Below are 16,909 nucleotides of genomic sequence, written 5' to 3'. Positions count from 1 at the left end.
CCTTTAAATAGCGGTAATTATTAATCAAAACAGAAACATATGAAATTTAAATTTTTTATTGCGCTTGTAGCTGTCGGTATGGCATTTACAGCATGTAGCTCAAGTAAGAGCGGTAGCGGAACAATGGATTCAACGGGCATGGATAGTCCAAGAGTAGATTCACCAATGGTTGATACAACCAAGGTGCCTGATACAACCAAAATGCCAGATACCACTAGGCAGCAATAAATAAGCTGTTTCAACTAAAATGGGCTTAATGTTAGTTTAAACTAATGTTAGGCCCATTTTTTTTATCCTGAAAATAAGTTAAAAATAAACGCTTAATTATTTGGAATGATTCTAAATAATTAGATATTTGTAATTATAAATGCTGGAGGCTAAAGTTCACTCAACGTTACCTAAATCTCAGCCTTAACCTCAATTAGTATTAGCTTATGTGTAAACCCGTAGTAATTGCCAGAAAAGAAAACATAGTTGTTACGCACTGTGTAAATTGCAAAATTGCAAATATTTGGAATAGAGGTATGCTCATAAGTTTTTCGTTTCAGCAATTTGATGCCTTTATAAAAGCTACGGAAAATTTGAAATTTGATGATTTTATAGAGCAATCGCCAGATGGAACTCCAATCGTTGTTCTTGCAACGCCTTATCCAGATATCAGTTTGGTTTTTAACAGAAAGGAGTGGAGCGATTTTTTTGATGCGTTGCACGAAGGCAAATACATGCAAGAAATTTACAGCCTAGTGCATTTTTAGTTATTTCCTAATCTCAATCTGCGTATCCTGAAATACGATTTTCTTAAATTCTGCCATATCCACATTGTTTAGCGCAATACAGCCATTTGTCCAATCTTTTCTCTTTTTAACACCTTTAGAAGTTCCATGTACCATAATATAGCTTCCTGCCGTTAGCTTTTTTGTTTTTGCTCGAGCTAAATCAATTTCGTTAGGATAAGAGATATGAAAGGAGTGGAAAGTAGAGCTGTTCCATTTTTGCCAATCTAAGGTGTAAATTCCTTCAGGCGTTTTGCCATCGCCCTCAAATTCTTTTTGCCCTACCGGATTTTTACCTAAAGCCACTGTAAATGTTTTTACAGTTTTACCATCTTTAAGCAGATACATCTTACGTTCGTGTTTTATTACGAGCACCTTATTAACTAAGTTCCTAAGTCGAAAATTTTCTTTGGCATCCATCAATGCCGTTTCGTAACTTACCACTTTATAAAGATTTCCGCCTAGTTCTGCCATAGCCATTCTGGTTTTCGCAGATTTAATAATTTTTATAAAATCATTTGTTTTTCCAATGGTGTCGTCGGTTATTTTTAATATCGATAGGTATTCATTGATATCATCTTTAGTAATTGGTTTTTTAACTAAAGCTTGGAATTTTTCATTTCGTTCCGTGAGTAATAACACCGTTTCAAACTGAGCCTTAGGGTGCATTACAGAAGTTTCTTTTGCAGTTTTAATAATACTTATGTAGGAAGATAATTTCCCTACTGTATCCGTAATTTCTCTGAGGGATATATAGTTATTTACATCTTGTTGAGTAACAAGAATCACGGTGTCTATTGTTGGCGTTTTAACCCTAGCGCTGTCTAAAATTTGAGCATTAGAAGTATTGCAAAAGAGTATAACCAATAATAGGGAGAGTAAATACCTAGCCATGCTTAATATGAAATAAATACAATAGCTAAAATAGTATATTAATTGAAATTAACTAACTAAATAGTTGATATTATTTCACTAGGTGTTTTTTTAAATCTCTTCGTTAAGTTTCAACAAAAAGTCTTTCAGTTTTTCTAACGAAGCAATTACCTTTTGATTTTCCTTTACTTCGCCAGAATTATTTTTTAAATGTTCTTTAGCGCCTTTTAAAGTAAATCCTTTATCATCCACAAGGTGAAAAATGATTTTTAGGTTTTCTATGTCTTCAGGGGTAAAAAGTCTATTTCCTTTTTTGTTTTTCTTGGGTTGCAGTACGTCGAATTCTTTTTCGTAAAACCTAATTTGCGAGGCATTTACGCCAAACATTTCCGTTACCTCACCCATGGTATAATACATTTTATTAATTTCTCTCTCTTTGTACGGCATCTTTTTAATTGATTATGAGTTGTTTGTAGGTTTTACTTAAAGTGTTCAAATGTAAGCGGTTTTTAGTAGAATACCGCAATAAAATTTTAATTTTGTTCATTGTAAATAATCAGAAAGACATAATAATGCAATGATATTTTCATAGTAAGCTACACCGAGTTTTTTGTTAAGGCAATGAGCAACGTTCCAACTTTGAAACATTCCAGTATTGAACAATAATATAAAATGACAGCTAAAGAAATAAGACAGACCTATTTAGATTTTTTCAAAAGTAAACAGCATCAAATTGTGGCATCGGCGCCAATCGTAGTAAAAAACGACCCAACGTTAATGTTTACTAATGCCGGTATGAACCAATTTAAGGATTTGTTTTTAGGCGAAGCCACCGTTAAATACCCTCGCGTAGCCGATACTCAACGTTGTTTAAGGGTTTCTGGAAAACATAACGATTTAGAAGAAGTTGGTATTGATACTTATCACCATACTATGTTCGAAATGTTGGGCAATTGGAGCTTTGGCGACTATTTTAAAAAAGAAGCGATAGCTTGGAGTTGGGAATTGCTAACCGAAGTTTACAAAATACCTAAAGATCAGTTATACGTCTCTATTTTTGAGGGTGATGATAGTGAAGGCTTGCCAAGAGATACCGAAGCTTTTGAACTTTGGAAGCAATATGTGGATGAGGATAGAATTATCTTAGGAAATAAAAAAGACAATTTTTGGGAAATGGGTGATACCGGTCCATGCGGTCCGTGCTCTGAAATACATGTAGATTGTCGTCCGCTTTCAGAGAGAAATGAAGTAAGTGGTAAAAGCTTGGTCAATGCAGATCATCCTCAAGTTATTGAGATATGGAATAATGTATTTATGCAGTTTAACCGATTGAAAGACGGATCATTGCAAACATTACCTGCACAACATGTTGATACCGGAATGGGCTTTGAACGTTTGGTTCGTGTATTGCAAGGTAAAACTTCTAATTACGATAGCGACGTCTTTCAGCCACTTATTCAATTCATTTCTGAGAAATCTGGTTTCGAATACGTAAGCAGTGCAGAACCTGGTGATAAAGGATGGAACGAAGCCGTTGCAATGCGTGTAATGGCTGATCATATAAGAGCAATTTCTTTTGTTATTGCTGATGGTCAATTACCTTCAAATAATAAAGCTGGATATGTAATACGTAGAATTTTGCGCAGAGCAGTACGTTATGCTTATACTTTTCTAAATTTTAAAGAGCCGTTTTTAAACCAGTTGGTTCCTGTTTTAGCCGAGCAATTTAAAGGTGTTTTTGACGAATTGTATTTACAAAAGGATTTTGTACAGAAAGTGGTTTTAGAAGAGGAGGTTTCTTTCTTGAGAACTTTGGCAACAGGAATTCAACGTTTTGAGAAGTATGAAGCTAATGGCAAAATCGACGGGAATTTTGCTTTTGAACTTTACGATACTTTCGGTTTTCCAATAGATTTAACCGAGTTGATGGCTCGCGAAAAAGGTTGGTCTGTTGATATGGATGGCTTTAATTCAGCATTGGCTGAGCAAAAAAATCGTTCTCGTGCTGCAACAGCTATAGACACTGGAGATTGGGTTATTGTTAATCAAGATAATGAGACTGAATTTGTTGGTTACGATTTAACAGAAATTGAAACAGAAATTTTAAAATACCGTAAAGTAAGTGCGAAAGGCAAAGATCAATATCAAATTGTTTTGCGTCAAACGCCTTTTTATGCCGAAAGTGGTGGCCAAGTAGGAGATACCGGTCGTTTAGAAGATCATAGCCGTCAGTTTTGGGTAGAAATAACGGACACCAAAAAAGAAAACGGTGTAATCGTCCATTATACAGATACCTTGCCAACCGATGTCGATGGAAAATTTTGGGCAGTGATTGATGAACAAAAAAGAGAGCTTACTGCAGATAACCACTCTGCTACACACTTATTACACGCGGCGTTAAAGCAGGTTTTAGGTGCGCATGTTAACCAAAAAGGTAGTTTGGTAAACGCAGATAATTTAAGGTTTGATTTTTCTCACTTCGCTAAAATTACAGAAGAAGATTTAGCAGAAATCGAGAAAATTGTTAACCGTAAAATCAGAGAGAATATTAAACTCAACGAGCAAAGAAATGTACCTTACGATGAAGCAATAAACTCTGGCGTAACCGCATTGTTCGGCGAAAAGTACGGCGACTTTGTGCGTGTTATAACATTCGACGATCATTTCTCTAAAGAGCTATGTGGTGGTACACACGTAAATGCCACAGGTCAGATCGGCTATTTTAAAATTATTAGCGAAAGTGCAGTGGCAGCAGGCGTCCGTCGTATAGAGGCTATCACAGCAAGCAAAGCAGAAGAATATATTGTAAATCAGAGTAAAGAGTTAACTCAGTTAAAGTCTTTATTAAAAGGTAGTCAACAAATAACCGTAGCTGTACAAGCCTTACTAGATGAAAACGCAAAACTTAAAAAAGAAGTCGAAAAAAACATTTTGGCTAAAGCTGGCGATATGAAACAGGATATTGCTGCAAAAGCCGTGGAAATAAATGGCGTTAACTTCATCGCAACGCACGTAGACTTACCAAATGCAGATGCTGTTAAAAATTTAGCTTTTGAAGTAAAAGCATTGGTGCCAAACTTATACTTAGTGTTTACCACTTTGATTGATGACAAACCTGGTATTACGGTAATGATAGCTGAAGAAGTTGTAACTGATACTTTAAACGCCGCTAAAATTGTTAGAGAGTTAGGTAAAGAGATACAAGGAGGAGGTGGTGGCCAGCCATTTTATGCTACTGCCGGCGGTAAAAATTCAGCCGGGTTAGAGACTGTGTTAGAAAAGGCAAAAAGTTTTATAGTTAAATAATCTTTTGCTGTAGCTTTTTAAAGCTCATACTCGTTTGGGTTAATAAATTAAAATAAATAGAATGAAAAAAATAACACTCTCAATGCTGTTTGTAGCATTATGTGGTTTAGCATTTGCTCAAAAAACAGATAGCGTTAAGAATGGCGCTCTTGGAAATAATGAGCTAAAGCTTAATTTACCATTAGCAATTGCTGGCGTTCCTGAAATAAATTACGAACGCATTATAAAAGATGATATGAGTGTTGGGGTAGCCGTTTTATTCGGACTTGAAGAAGATAGCGACTATAAATTTGGAATTATCCCTAACTATAGGATTTATTTCGGTAACAAAAAAGCTAATGGTTTCTTTATTGAAGGAAACATGGCGGTAATTACCACACAAGAAAGAATTGATTATGATTATTTAGCATATACTAGTTATGCGCCAGGTTACGAACCTGATATGAGTAAGCGTTTTAATACCGCAACGAGTTTTGGTTTGGGGGCAGCGGCAGGTGCTAAATTTTTAACTAAAAACGGTTTCGTTGGCGAGCTCTTTTTGGGCGTGGGCAGGTTGTTTGGCAATAGCTACGTAGAAGCCTATCCTAGAGCCGGTATTACCATTGGTAAAAGATTCTAAGATAATAGCGTATTCGAAAAAAAATCCGCGTCGATTAATTTCGACGCGGATTTTTTGTTTTGAATTTTAATGCTTCCCTTTCCCTTTGCCATTGTTTCCGTTGTTGCCTTTTATTTTAACGTCTTTAGACTTGCCATTGTATATTTTTTTAGCTTGTCCAGGAGGCATTCCGTGTGGATGACCTTTGATAACATAATATCTTTTGTCGTTACTGTTTCTAATAATCGGTTGCTTACCGCCCCAGTTTTTATATTTTCCGTATTTAACTCTGTCGTTATCAAAATTTAAATATGGCCTAACTCCATTAACCACAACCTTATATCCATTATATAAATTATAGTTGCTATAACGTTCTGGTAAGGAGTTGTTAAATACCCAAGTTCCATTGTTCAAATAAACAAACTGTCTTTTCGGTACGGAGTAATAACTTTCCACATCTGGTAAATAATAATAGTCAACGTGGTCATATCCAGTTGGTCCCCATAACGGTTGTGAACCAATATTTACATTTAAACTTACTTGTGCATTAGCACTGTTGTAAAACGATGCCACCGCTAGCATGGTTACAAAAATTAATTTTTTCATAAGGTTAGATTTTAAATGATACAAAATTAACGTCTTCCGTTTCCACGGCCTTTGTTGTGTCCTTTGCCTTTATAGTATTTCGGTTTTAAATGATGATTGCTTTTTTTGTAATAATGTTTGCCTGGAGATTTATAATAACTGCTTCTATAAACTTTGGCGTTTCTTCTGTTCCAATCATTTCCTCTTATTAAAACGGTTCTGCTGGGCGCAGCATAGTAACGCTTTGCAACAACATGTCGCCTTGGAGGTGCGTAGTAAGCCCTATGTACAACTGGTTGGTAATAGGTTTCATACGTATATCCAACAGGAATGTAACGTGGTTGTGCGCCAATGTTAATGTTTAAACTTACTTGCGCTCTCGCGGTCGAAAAAATGGCGGTGGTACTTACCACTAATGCCAAAAGGATGAACTTTTTCATACGTTTAAGATTTAATTATGTGTGTATAACCTCTAAAACCAATTCTGTGCCACAAGCATAATGTTACCGTTTACGCAATAGAATTGATACATAAATACCTATATTTGGCTAGTTGTAATTGACTATTATAAAAGATATTTGCCCAGTAATGACTACAAAAATTGCAACTGAAACTGTACCTTACGAACTGGTTTCTGGTTTGGAAATACACGTTCAGTTAAACACTAAATCAAAAATATTCTCTTCAGATAGTGCAACATTTGGTGCGCAACCAAACGAAAACATCTCGGCAGTTTCGTTAGCCTTGCCGGGTGCTTTGCCGAAACTTAATAAAGAAGTTGTGGCCAAAGCTATAAGGATAGGCTTAGCGCTAAACTGCGAAATCAATCAGTACAATTTTTTCGATCGTAAAAACTATTTCTACGCAGATTTACCAAAGGGATATCAAATAACGCAAGACAATAGTCCGATATGCAAAAACGGTTATTTAACTGTAACCTTAGCCAACGGCGATGAAAAACGTATCGGGATTAACAGAATTCACCTAGAAGAGGATGCTGGCAAAAGTTTGCACGATCAAGATTCTAAGTATTCTTACGTAGATTTAAATAGAGCTGGCGTTCCATTAATTGAAATTGTAACAGAGCCTGATATTCGCACAGCGGAAGAAGCATCAGCTTTGCTTACCGAAATTAGGCAGTTAGTAAGGCATTTGAATGTTAGCGATGGTAACATGGAAGAAGGCTCTCTGCGTTGCGATGCTAATATTTCGATTAGAAAAATTGGAGAAACGGCATTTGGTACGCGTTGCGAAGTTAAAAACCTTAATTCTATTCGTAATGTTCGTAGAGCGATGGAATTTGAATTTGGTCGCCAGATTGAGGTCATAGAAAACGGCGGTTCGATTATCCAGAGTACTTTAAATTTCGATGCTGATAAAGGAACTACGTCGCCAATGCGAACTAAGGAGGAGGCAAATGATTACAGGTATTTTCCAGATCCTGATTTGCAACCGATAAGTATTAGTGATGAGTGGCTTGCAGAAATAAAATCGGCTATACCGGCTTTGCCAAAAGAAATTGCAAAACAATTAATTGCCGAATTTGGTATAAATACCAGCGAGGCCAACATGCTGGCCGAGGATATTGATTTGTATCAATATTTCAATGAAGCAAAAACAACGGTTAATAATCAAAAAAGCTTAATTAATTGGTTGTTAGGTGCAATTAGGGGTTTATTAAATGAGCAGAACATTGGCATAAAAGAGTTCTCTGCTTCGCCAAAGCAGTTGGCTACGCTTATTAATTTAGTAGACGATAAAAAGATAAGTCAGCAAAATGCTTTACAGCAACTTTTACCGGCAATTAGCGCTAATACCGATGTTCTAGCAAAGGCGAACGAATTAAATTTACTAATCGTAGAAAACGCTGACGAGATTTCATCGTATATAGAGGAAGTTTTTGCAAAATACGAATCTCAGGTTCAGGCATATAAAAATGGCAAAAAGGGCGTTTTAGGTTTGTTTGTTGGCGAAGTGATGAAATTGGCTAAAGGTAAAGCTGATGCTAAAAAAGTAAATGAGTTAATTATTGAGAGATTAAAATAGAAATAATGAGAAAGTTAAGTTTTATATTATTAATAGCTGTGGCATTTGTGTCTTGTAAAGACAAAACCAAATTTGTAATTGAGGGAGAGTTTAAAAATCAAGGCGCAGAGAAAAATGTTTACCTTTTTGGTATGGGTAGTGGCAAAATGACTGTTTTAGATTCTACAGTTCTGTCTGATAAGGGCGAATTTAAATTTACCAATACTTCGCCAGAGGCTGATTTTTATAGAGTGAATATTGGTGAGAACGAATACATGCTTATTGCCAAAAACGGCGATGTAGTTAAATTGGAAGCTGATTTAGCCAATGTTAACCGCGATTATAAAATTAGCGGTGCAGAAGATGCAGATAAACTTACAGAGTTTAACACATTAAAATACCAATATAGTTCGAAAATTGATGCAATTAGAGCCGATTTTGAGAAAAGGGTAGAAGCACAGCCAGACAAACGTGCGGAAATTATTGAAGAGTTAAATCCGCAGATAATGAAACACATTACAGATTTAAATACTGCTGTAGTTAAATTTGCAAATGACAATACAAAATCATTAGTTAGTTTTTATGCCATTAGTCTGGTAAACCCAACAGGCAATGAAGACGCAATGATTGCGTACGCAGAAAAAGTTGGGGATGACTTGAAAAAGAACACAGCAGTAAAATCTTTTGTAGACAAAGTTTTAAAATTAAAAGCTGTTCAAGTTGGCCAGCCAGCGCCAGATTTTTCTTTGCCTGGTTTAGACGGCAAAGCCATTACCTTAGCAGATTATAAAGGTAAATACGTTTTGCTTGATTTTTGGGCTTCGTGGTGTGGACCATGTCGCGTAGAAAACCCGAATGTAGTGAAAGCATACAATACTTACAAAAACAGAAACTTTACTATTTTAGGAATTTCATTAGATAAAGATAAAGCAGCTTGGCAACAAGCCATTAAACAAGACGGCTTAACTTGGGCGCACGGTAGCGAGTTGGCAGATTTCCAAGGTCCGATTGTAATGCAGTATCAGGTTGAGGCTATTCCAGCATCATTTGTGTTAGATCCTAGCGGAAAAATTATAGCAAAGAATTTAAGAGGCGAGGAATTGGATGCATTTTTAAATAAAACTTTACCTCAATTGTAATTCTATGTTAAAAAATTAATCATTTTAACAATTTGTTAACGTAGCTTTAACTCAATAATGCATTTGTATACCTACTTTCGTAATAAATAAAAAACACGATGAGTACAGCCAAGCAAAAAATATTAATTGTTGATGACGAGCCGGATATATTAGAGTTAATTGAGTATAACCTAAAGAAAGAAGGCTATCAAGTGTTTTTAGCAAGTAACGGGCAAGAGGGAATTAGTGTTGCTAAAAAAGTTCATCCAGATTTAATTATTTTAGACATTATGATGCCTAAAATGGATGGTATTGAAGCTTGTAGGTTAATGAGAGCCATTCCGGAATTTAAGAATACTTTTATGGTATTTTTAACAGCCAGAAGCGAAGAATACTCTGAAATTGCTGGTTTTAATGTTGGTGCCGACGATTATATAGCTAAACCAATTAAGCCGAGAGCACTTGTAAGTAGAATTAATGCTATTTTACGCAGAAATGCCAGCGGCGAAGAAGTATCAGATAATAAATTGGAAATTGGCAATTTGGTTATTGATAGAGAAGCTTATTTGGTTTTTCAGGATGGCGAAAAGGTAGTTTTGGCTAAAAAAGAATTTGAGTTATTGTATTTATTGGCTTCTAAACCAGGTAAGGTTTACACTCGCGAGTCGATCCTTAAAAATATATGGGAAGACTCTGTTGTAGTAACTAACCGTACGATAGACGTACATATCCGAAAATTAAGAGAAAAATTAGGCGAGACCTATGTAGCTACGGTAAAAGGTGTTGGCTATAAATTTGAGTTAAGTTAATTCAAAACCTAAAAAATATTAAAAAAGCGCTTAGCATATTGTTAAGCGTTTTTTTTTGGTTGTTGTTCAACTCTAAAATAATCTGATTTACTACATGTTAATTTCATTTTACTTTAGACGCTATGCAAGTTCAGAATGACAAAAATTCGATGCTTTCCGTGCTTTTATTTGTACTTTTGTGCTTTACTAAAGATTTAGCGTGAAGTACCCAAATTTTAAAGACCTTATTTTATTCGAAAACGACGATTACATCGTTGTAAACAAGCCACCATTTGTAGCATCTTTAGATGAACGCACCGCAAATGCAGAAGTTAATATTTTACGTTTAGCAAAGCAATATTCATCAGATGCCCAAGTTTGCCATCGTTTAGATAAGGAAACATCGGGTGCAATTGTTATCGCTAAAAATCCAGAAGCTTACCGCGGTTTGTCTATGCAGTTTGAGCGTAGAAAGGTTAATAAAATATATCACGCCGTGGTAGACGGACAATACTCCTTCGATAATCTTTTTGTCGACTTGCCTATTTTAAACGATGGTAACAAAAATGTAAGTATTGATAGGACGGAAGGTAAGCGAGCGGAAACCTTTTTTAGCTCTATCAAAAACTACAAACATTACACCTTGGTAGAATGTAAACCAATTACTGGTCGCATGCACCAAATTCGTATTCACTTAGCTACCCAGCGTGCAGCAATTTGTGGCGATCACATGTACAAAGGTAAACCAGTTTTCCTTTCTTCATTAAAAAAAGGCTATCGTTTATCAAAAGACGAGGAAGAGCAACCGATCATGAAAAGATTCGCCTTACATGCTAAAAAAATAGTTTTTAAAGGCATGGATGGAAACGACATTACCGTAGAGGCCCCATATCCGAAAGATTTTACAACACTATTAAAATTGCTAGATAAGTTTGATTCCTAAAGAAAACGCTTTCAACTTTTCTTTAATCAACTAAATAAAAAAAACATGTACGTTAAGTTTGTAAGTTATATAGACAAACTAAATAGATATAGACAAACAAAAATTTCTAACCGGAACTTTCTGGTCTTTGCCGCAATAATTGTAGGCATACTTGCCGGCTTAGCGGCTGCTTTACTAAAAACGATTACTCATCACATCGAAGAGTTTTTGCAAAGTGATTTCCAATGGCAGTACAAATACTACTTGTATCTGCTTTTTCCAACTATAGGTATTTTGCTCTCTGTAATTTATACCAGAAGATTTATTAGAAAGGGAAAATTTGAAACAGGGTTAACGCCTCTGCTTTATACCATCTCAAAAAAATCTAGCAAGGTAGAAACGCATAATATATATTCTCAAATTATAACAGCTGCGTTAACGGTTGGTTTCGGTGGTTCAACTGGATTAGAAGCGCCTATAGTAACGAGTGGTTCTTCCATTGGCTCTTCGGTAGGTAGGTTTTTAGGCTTGTCTTACAGAGAAGTTACCTTGTTATTGGCATGTGGTGCCGCTGCAGGTATTGCCGGAGCTTTTAACAGTCCAATTGCAGGTATCGTCTTCGCTATTGAAATACTATTGCCAGAATTTACTATTCCTGTTTTTATTCCGTTGTTATTGGCATCTGCAACAGCCGCGGTGGTTGCAAGGTTTTTTTATAACGAACAATTATTTTTTTTAGTTACCGAAGGCTGGCTTACATCTTCATTGTTCTACTATGTAATATTAGCGTGTTTAATTGGCTTATTCTCTATTTATTTTACCAAAGCTAATTACGCTATCAAAGGTTTTTTTTATAAAATAAATCACCCCTATAAAAAGGTTATTATAGGTGGTTTAATGCTAGGCGCATTGGTGTTCCTATTTCCTACATTGTACGGCGAAGGTTTTATCACAATAAGAAACTTGCTAAAGGGAGACATGACTGCTGTAATTAGCAACAGCATATTTTCATCGTATAGAGAGTTTCCGGCACTAATTATCCTTTTTACAGTTGTTACCATTTTTGCTAAATCTGTTGCTACACTAGTAACATTAGGTGCTGGAGGCAACGGTGGTATTTTTGCGCCAAGTTTAATTGTTGGTGGTTTAATGGGCTTTATTGTTGCATTTACTATTAACACCTTAGGCATTGCAGAAGTAAATACAGCAAATTTTATTGTTGCCGGTATGGCAGCCTCGTTGGGGTCGATTATGCATGCACCGTTAACAGGTATTTTTCTAATTGCCGAAATTACCGGTGGCTATATCTTAATGGTTCCATTAATGATTACAACGGCAATTGCCTATTTAATTAACCGAAGCGTTAACAAATATTCCATTTACACAAAACCACTCGCAGAAAAAGGCGAGTTATCTCATCACGAGGATAAAGATACCACGGTGCTAAACATGATGAAGCTAAAATTTTTGGTGGAGAAAGATTATTTACTAATTGCTGAGGATGATTTTATTCAGGATAAAATGAGTGAAATACTTCATTCTAAACGTAATATATTTCCGGTAGTTGGATTGAACAATGAATTTAGAGGTATACTTTATGTTGAAGATATTTTAAGGCAAACTATAGGTAACGAAAATCATCCTTTGCAAAAAGTGGAAGACCTAATGCGTGAAGCACCTCAAATTATTAGGGAAGATGCCGACTTAAAAAAGGTTTTGCAATTAATGGAAACTGAAAATGTTTGGATACTACCCGTAGTTAAAAACGACGGTAGCTATTTGGGTTTTGTTTCTAAAACAGCAATTTTTAATAAATATAGAGCTATGTTAAGCAGACAGGCTGATTATCTTGCTTAGAGGGTTTTAGGTTTTAAGTAGTACGTTCTAAGTGAAGAGTATCTAAACTTACTTAGTGAAAGTACAATGCATAAAAAAAGCTTGGTAAATATTACCAAGCTTTTTTTATTTAAGTTATTCAACGTATAACTTACAACGTAAAACTCAATACTTACTCAGCTCTTTTTAAGCCAAACTTTTCAATTTTGCTGTACAAGTGGCTTCGTTGAATTTCTATATCATCAGCAGTTTTAGATACATTCCAATTATTCTTTTCGAGTTTAAATTTGATAAACTCCTTTTCTGCATGGTCTTTATAATCCTGGAAGTTCGAGAATTTCTCATAATTTACCGCCGATCCTCCGTTACTAGCTACTGCACTATTGCCAGCACCAATATTGGTTCCGCCGGTAGGGTTAGCAAAGGCTATTACGTCATTCTCAGTAATTGTTTTATCACTTAAAATAATCAGGCGTTCAATCATGTTATGTAACTCACGCACATTACCCGTCCAAGGTAAAGCTTTAAGCGCATTCATTGCGCCCTCGCTAATTTTTTTAACCGGCATCCCGTAATCACCGCAAATTTCATCTAAAAACTGTTGCGCAATAACCGGAATATCTTCTGTACGCTCGGTTAAATGCGGAACGTGAATGTTAATTACATTTAAGCGGTGGTAAAGATCCATTCTAAAATTCCCGTCTTCAATCTCCTTCAGTAAATCTTTGTTAGTAGCTGCTAAAACCCTAACGTTAACATCCAATTCCTTTTCTCCTCCAACACGTGTAATTTTATGCTCTTGTAAAGCACGCAAAACTTTAGCCTGAGCAGATAAACTCATATCGCCAATCTCATCTAAAAACAAAGTTCCGCCGTTGGCCAACTCAAATTTACCAATACGCTGTTTAACTGCCGAAGTAAATGAGCCTTTCTCATGTCCAAATAATTCACTTTCGATTAGTTCTGATGGAATTGCGGCGCAATTTACCTCAATTAAAGGGCTCTCAGAACGGTTGGATTTTTCGTGCAACCAACGTGCAACAAGTTCTTTACCGCTACCATTTGCACCGGTAATTAAAACCCTAGCTTCGGTAGGTGCTACTCTTTCAATGGTTTCCTTAATTCTACCAATACTGTCAGATTCTCCTAAAATATGGCGTGTTTTGCTAACCTTTCTTTTTAGAACCTTGGTTTCAGTTACAAGGTTACCACGATCTAACGCGTTTCTAACCGTAATCAGTAACCTATTTAAATCAGGTGGTTTTGACACAAAATCGAACGCCCCTTTTTTACTGGCTTCAATTGCGGTTTCTACGGTCCCATGGCCAGAAATCATAATAAAAGGAAGGTCTGGTTTTATGATTTGTGCGTTTTCGAGCACTTCCATACCATCCATTTTATTCATCTTAATATCGCATAGCACTAAATCGTAGTTTTGCTTTTTTATTAGCTCTAAGCCCTCAATTCCGTTATCGATATCGTCAACTTCGTAATTTTCGTATTCTAGAATTTCACGTAAAGTACTCCTTATCGCTCTTTCGTCATCAATTATCAGCAATTTTGCCATAGTAGAAATGTAGTTGTATTATATCGCTAAGATATTATTTTTTAGTTAATGTATAGTTTTTTATACAATTTATAACCGTTAAAAATGGTTAAAGTTTGCCCGTGGGTAGAATTGAGTAGTAACAACAGTAACTATGCTTACATTTTAACATTACCATGTTTTAATTCGAATAGAAAATCCTCGTTAGTGAACAAGGGCTAGCGAAGTCCTGCTATTCACTACAATCTTTTTTGTGCCGTCGTTCCTTAGCTTTATTAACAGATAATCAAGACAAAAAAGGATTTTCGTTGCTATCAGGTTTAGGAATTAAATGCTGTGCTGCAACAAACGTTATAGCATTAGCCCGTTTAAAATAGCCCTAATTGGAGCGGTATCCTTTTTGGCTAAAACTTTCTTAGCTATACTATCAAGGTTGCAGTGCAGGCTGTGTAAGTTTTAGCTGAACAAAAAGATATAGCGGAAAGTAGGAGTGGCTTAGATAGTTGCGATGTAATTGCGCTTCGTCTCAAAAAAAAAAAATCCTCTTTCAGCTTAAGCACAATCAGAAATTCTTCACGTTAGAAAACGGGAATAGTAAAACACAATAAATGTTGTTTTGATAAAAACTGCATAAGTATGCCCAATTAAGCTGAGCATGAAAATTGGAGATAGGTAATTTAGAGAGATTGATAAATGAGACAAAATAAAAAATACAAGCCGATAAGCCGGGTTCTGTTTTCGATTGCTCGAACTTCTATCATTAATCTAATCTAAATGTTGCCACTTAGCTTTAACGACCTACCCACTAACATCGGACGAGCAGCCCTACATGCGTTAGCCTATTTGGTCTTTCAACTCCCGGGGTTTACCAAAACGCTAATCACTTAGCGAGATCGTGAGCTCTTACCTCACGTTTTCACCCTTACCCAGATAAATCCGGGCGGTTTATTTTCTGTAACACTTTCCGTCATTCAGGTTTTCATTCCTAAATTCCTTCCCGTTAGGAAGCGAGATGCTCTATGTTGCCCGGACTTTCCTCCTTCCCGATAAGTCGGGACGGCGATAGAATGGCTTGTATTTTTTGCAAAGGTAATAAAAGAAGTACGCTTATTTACATTCCTGCAAATCTTTGGCAACTTGCTCGTACTTGTACATGCCTTGTTTGTTGCCAAAAGCATTGGTAATGTAAACCGTAACTTGTGCAATATCTATGGTTTGTAGTTTCGGAAAAGCCGGCATTTTTCCTTGGTAGGTTTTTCCGTTTATAGTCATTGGCTGGTCTGTTCCATTTTTAATGTAACAAGCTAATTTACTTTTGTTCTTCTCTAAAAATACAGAGTCCGTTAGTGGCGGAGCAAGCTCGCCCAAGCCCTCGCCATTTTCGCCGTGGCAATTTTGGCAATTAGCACGATAAATATCTTTGCCGTTGCTAATGTAAGTGCTTAATTCTATTTCACTTGCATTTTGGCAAGCGTAAATTATGGCGCTAATTACCGTTAAAAAAATTGCTAGAATAATGTTTTTACGCATTGTTTATTTTTCTTCTGCAAGCAGAATTAAGATGTCTTTTTTTAATTGTTCTACTTGCTCGGCTTTAGTGCCGTCGTAGGCGCCACGCATTCTTTTTTGCTTGTCTATTAAAATTAGCCAGCCTTGGTGCATGTAGCCATCTGGCGACTGATTATCTTCGCCAACCGCAACCAGATAGCTTTTTTCTGCTAGCGGATAAACTTGGTCTTTGCTGCCATAAACAAATTGCCATTTTGCTACGTCGACGCCTAGTTTTTCGGCATACTTTTTCAATACCGATGGTTTATCGTATTTAAAATCTATGGTATGCGATAAAAACATCACATCTGGATTGGTTTTATAATCATCGTACACGGTTTTTAAATTTCTATGCATGGTAGGGCAAATGGTTGTGCACGAGGTAAAAAAGAAATCGGCTACGTAAATTTTGCCTTTAAAAGCATCTTGCGTTAGCACCGTGCTATCCTGATTTAGGAAAGAAAAATTAGGAATGGTTTGGTAAACGGTATCAATTCTGTCTATGCCATCTGCGCCTTTTATAATTTTTGCTTCACGCTCGCCAAAAATGGGTAATTTTTTGTCGTTACTACAAGAAGCTAAGGTTGCAATAAATAAAACGAGAAGCGAGAAGTATGATTTTTTCATAAAATAATTTTAATGAATTGTTTAGAAACTGAGCCTATTTTTTCTTTCCAAAGATACGATAATATGAACTAACTGTTAGGTTTAAACTTTAATTGCTTTTCTTTTTGATAACGTATTTACCTGGCGTTTTATTAAAGGTATTCTTGCAACTTTGCGAGCAGAAACCGTAAGTTATTTTTTCGAAAACAACCGTTTTAGTATTGCCAGCTTTCACTTTCATCTTGCAAACGGGATCTATGCCGTCTCTTTTTAACGTGTCGGTTAAAATTGTTGTTTTATTGCCAGAAGGGGCTAGTAAGCTGGCCTTTGTCAGTTGAAAAACTGTAGTAACTAGGGCAATGATGATTAATATCTTTTTCATGAT

General features: G+C 36.0%; 17 protein-coding genes and 1 other RNA gene. 9 read left to right on the top strand and 9 right to left on the bottom strand.

The annotated features are described in order from the left end of the window. Positions 1-39: 39 nt before the first annotated feature. On the top strand, positions 40-228 hold the full coding sequence (locus DUT69_RS12130) for a coproporphyrinogen III oxidase (protein ID WP_113653525.1): 189 nt from the start codon (positions 40-42) through the stop codon (positions 226-228). 206 nt (positions 229-434) lie between these two features. Then, entirely contained in the window at positions 435-755 is a 321-nt protein-coding gene (locus DUT69_RS12125; protein ID WP_113653524.1) for a hypothetical protein, read from the top strand. Here DUT69_RS12125 and DUT69_RS19375 read toward each other — a convergent pair whose 3' ends face one another. Together DUT69_RS19375 and DUT69_RS12115 are read right to left on the bottom strand one after the other, a co-directional pair. Further along, on the bottom strand, positions 756-1,667 hold the full coding sequence (locus DUT69_RS19375; protein ID WP_205314267.1) for a L,D-transpeptidase family protein: 912 nt from the start codon (positions 1,665-1,667) through the stop codon (positions 756-758). 90 nt (positions 1,668-1,757) lie between these two features. After that, the gene (locus tag DUT69_RS12115) at positions 1,758-2,093 is read right to left on the bottom strand and encodes a MerR family transcriptional regulator (protein ID WP_113653523.1); all 336 of its coding nucleotides are present in this window, start codon (positions 2,091-2,093) and stop codon (positions 1,758-1,760) included. 225 nt (positions 2,094-2,318) lie between these two features. On the opposite strand from DUT69_RS12115, the gene alaS reads away from it, so the two are divergent. Then, positions 2,319-4,952 carry an alanine--tRNA ligase gene (gene alaS / locus DUT69_RS12110; protein WP_113653522.1) on the top strand — a complete coding sequence of 878 codons (2,634 nt, stop codon included), beginning with the start codon at positions 2,319-2,321 and terminating at the stop codon, positions 4,950-4,952. Between the two features lie 61 nt (positions 4,953-5,013). Further along, complete coding sequence (locus tag DUT69_RS12105; RefSeq protein WP_113653521.1) at positions 5,014-5,571, top strand: hypothetical protein; 558 nt, start codon at positions 5,014-5,016, stop codon at positions 5,569-5,571. A 66-nt stretch (positions 5,572-5,637) separates the two neighbouring features. Here DUT69_RS12105 and DUT69_RS12100 read toward each other — a convergent pair whose 3' ends face one another. Then, positions 5,638-6,156 (bottom strand): hypothetical protein, encoded by a 519-nt coding sequence (locus tag DUT69_RS12100; protein ID WP_113653520.1) that lies wholly within the window; start codon positions 6,154-6,156, stop codon positions 5,638-5,640. A 26-nt stretch (positions 6,157-6,182) separates the two neighbouring features. Next, positions 6,183-6,575, bottom strand: a complete 393-nt coding sequence (locus tag DUT69_RS12095; RefSeq protein WP_113653519.1) for a hypothetical protein — start codon at positions 6,573-6,575, stop codon at positions 6,183-6,185. A 148-nt stretch (positions 6,576-6,723) separates the two neighbouring features. Here DUT69_RS12095 and gatB point away from each other — a divergent pair, with 148 nt between their 5' ends. From gatB to DUT69_RS12070, 5 genes are all read left to right on the top strand, one after another. Further along, positions 6,724-8,181 carry an Asp-tRNA(Asn)/Glu-tRNA(Gln) amidotransferase subunit GatB gene (gene gatB / locus DUT69_RS12090; RefSeq protein ID WP_113653518.1) on the top strand — a complete coding sequence of 486 codons (1,458 nt, stop codon included), beginning with the start codon at positions 6,724-6,726 and terminating at the stop codon, positions 8,179-8,181. 5 nt (positions 8,182-8,186) lie between these two features. Beyond that, a complete protein-coding gene (locus tag DUT69_RS12085; protein WP_113653517.1) occupies positions 8,187-9,299 on the top strand; it encodes a TlpA disulfide reductase family protein in 1,113 nt (370 codons plus the stop codon). A gap of 98 nt (positions 9,300-9,397) precedes the next feature. Next, a complete protein-coding gene (locus DUT69_RS12080; RefSeq protein WP_113653516.1) occupies positions 9,398-10,087 on the top strand; it encodes a response regulator transcription factor in 690 nt (229 codons plus the stop codon). 199 nt (positions 10,088-10,286) lie between these two features. Further along, on the top strand, positions 10,287-11,009 hold the full coding sequence (locus DUT69_RS12075) for an RluA family pseudouridine synthase (RefSeq protein ID WP_113653515.1): 723 nt from the start codon (positions 10,287-10,289) through the stop codon (positions 11,007-11,009). A gap of 45 nt (positions 11,010-11,054) precedes the next feature. After that, entirely contained in the window at positions 11,055-12,845 is a 1,791-nt protein-coding gene (locus tag DUT69_RS12070; protein WP_113653514.1) for a chloride channel protein, read from the top strand. Between the two features lie 151 nt (positions 12,846-12,996). Here DUT69_RS12070 and DUT69_RS12065 read toward each other — a convergent pair whose 3' ends face one another. From DUT69_RS12065 to DUT69_RS12045, 5 genes are all read right to left on the bottom strand, one after another. Next, positions 12,997-14,391: a sigma-54-dependent transcriptional regulator gene (locus DUT69_RS12065; RefSeq protein ID WP_113653513.1), complete on the bottom strand. Its 1,395-nt coding sequence runs from the start codon at positions 14,389-14,391 to the stop codon at positions 12,997-12,999. Positions 14,392-15,075: 684 nt separating this feature from the next. Beyond that, positions 15,076-15,449: RNase P RNA component class A (rnpB, locus tag DUT69_RS12060), an RNA gene on the bottom strand. A gap of 28 nt (positions 15,450-15,477) precedes the next feature. Beyond that, positions 15,478-15,900 (bottom strand): c-type cytochrome, encoded by a 423-nt coding sequence (locus tag DUT69_RS12055; RefSeq protein ID WP_113653512.1) that lies wholly within the window; start codon positions 15,898-15,900, stop codon positions 15,478-15,480. Positions 15,901-15,903: 3 nt separating this feature from the next. After that, entirely contained in the window at positions 15,904-16,545 is a 642-nt protein-coding gene (locus tag DUT69_RS12050; RefSeq protein ID WP_113653511.1) for an SCO family protein, read from the bottom strand. An 88-nt stretch (positions 16,546-16,633) separates the two neighbouring features. Beyond that, positions 16,634-16,906, bottom strand: coding sequence for a YHS domain-containing protein (locus tag DUT69_RS12045; protein ID WP_113653510.1), 273 nt, complete (start codon positions 16,904-16,906; stop codon positions 16,634-16,636). Between the last annotated feature and the right edge of the window lie 3 nt (positions 16,907-16,909).

This window comes from Pedobacter namyangjuensis (assembly GCF_003313325.1).
GTDB lineage: Bacteria > Bacteroidota > Bacteroidia > Sphingobacteriales > Sphingobacteriaceae > Pedobacter > Pedobacter namyangjuensis.
Note: the sequence above shows the minus strand (reverse complement) of the source record. Positions and strands in the feature narration are given on the sequence as shown.

Excerpts from the sequence above, each read along its gene's own strand:
- DUT69_RS12130 (WP_113653525.1), top strand. The coding sequence starts at position 40 with ATGAAATTTAAATTTTTTATTGCGCTTGTAGCTGTCGGTATGGCATTT.
- DUT69_RS12125 (WP_113653524.1), top strand. The coding sequence starts at position 435 with ATGTGTAAACCCGTAGTAATTGCCAGAAAAGAAAACATAGTTGTTACG.
- DUT69_RS19375 (WP_205314267.1), bottom strand. The coding sequence starts at position 1,667 with ATGGCTAGGTATTTACTCTCCCTATTATTGGTTATACTCTTTTGCAAT.
- DUT69_RS12115 (WP_113653523.1), bottom strand. The coding sequence starts at position 2,093 with ATGCCGTACAAAGAGAGAGAAATTAATAAAATGTATTATACCATGGGT.
- alaS (WP_113653522.1), top strand. The coding sequence starts at position 2,319 with ATGACAGCTAAAGAAATAAGACAGACCTATTTAGATTTTTTCAAAAGT.
- DUT69_RS12105 (WP_113653521.1), top strand. The coding sequence starts at position 5,014 with ATGAAAAAAATAACACTCTCAATGCTGTTTGTAGCATTATGTGGTTTA.
- DUT69_RS12100 (WP_113653520.1), bottom strand. The coding sequence starts at position 6,156 with ATGAAAAAATTAATTTTTGTAACCATGCTAGCGGTGGCATCGTTTTAC.
- DUT69_RS12095 (WP_113653519.1), bottom strand. The coding sequence starts at position 6,575 with ATGAAAAAGTTCATCCTTTTGGCATTAGTGGTAAGTACCACCGCCATT.
- gatB (WP_113653518.1), top strand. The coding sequence starts at position 6,724 with ATGACTACAAAAATTGCAACTGAAACTGTACCTTACGAACTGGTTTCT.
- DUT69_RS12085 (WP_113653517.1), top strand. The coding sequence starts at position 8,187 with ATGAGAAAGTTAAGTTTTATATTATTAATAGCTGTGGCATTTGTGTCT.
- DUT69_RS12080 (WP_113653516.1), top strand. The coding sequence starts at position 9,398 with ATGAGTACAGCCAAGCAAAAAATATTAATTGTTGATGACGAGCCGGAT.
- DUT69_RS12070 (WP_113653514.1), top strand. The coding sequence starts at position 11,055 with ATGTACGTTAAGTTTGTAAGTTATATAGACAAACTAAATAGATATAGA.
- DUT69_RS12065 (WP_113653513.1), bottom strand. The coding sequence starts at position 14,391 with ATGGCAAAATTGCTGATAATTGATGACGAAAGAGCGATAAGGAGTACT.
- DUT69_RS12055 (WP_113653512.1), bottom strand. The coding sequence starts at position 15,900 with ATGCGTAAAAACATTATTCTAGCAATTTTTTTAACGGTAATTAGCGCC.
- DUT69_RS12050 (WP_113653511.1), bottom strand. The coding sequence starts at position 16,545 with ATGAAAAAATCATACTTCTCGCTTCTCGTTTTATTTATTGCAACCTTA.
- DUT69_RS12045 (WP_113653510.1), bottom strand. The coding sequence starts at position 16,906 with ATGAAAAAGATATTAATCATCATTGCCCTAGTTACTACAGTTTTTCAA.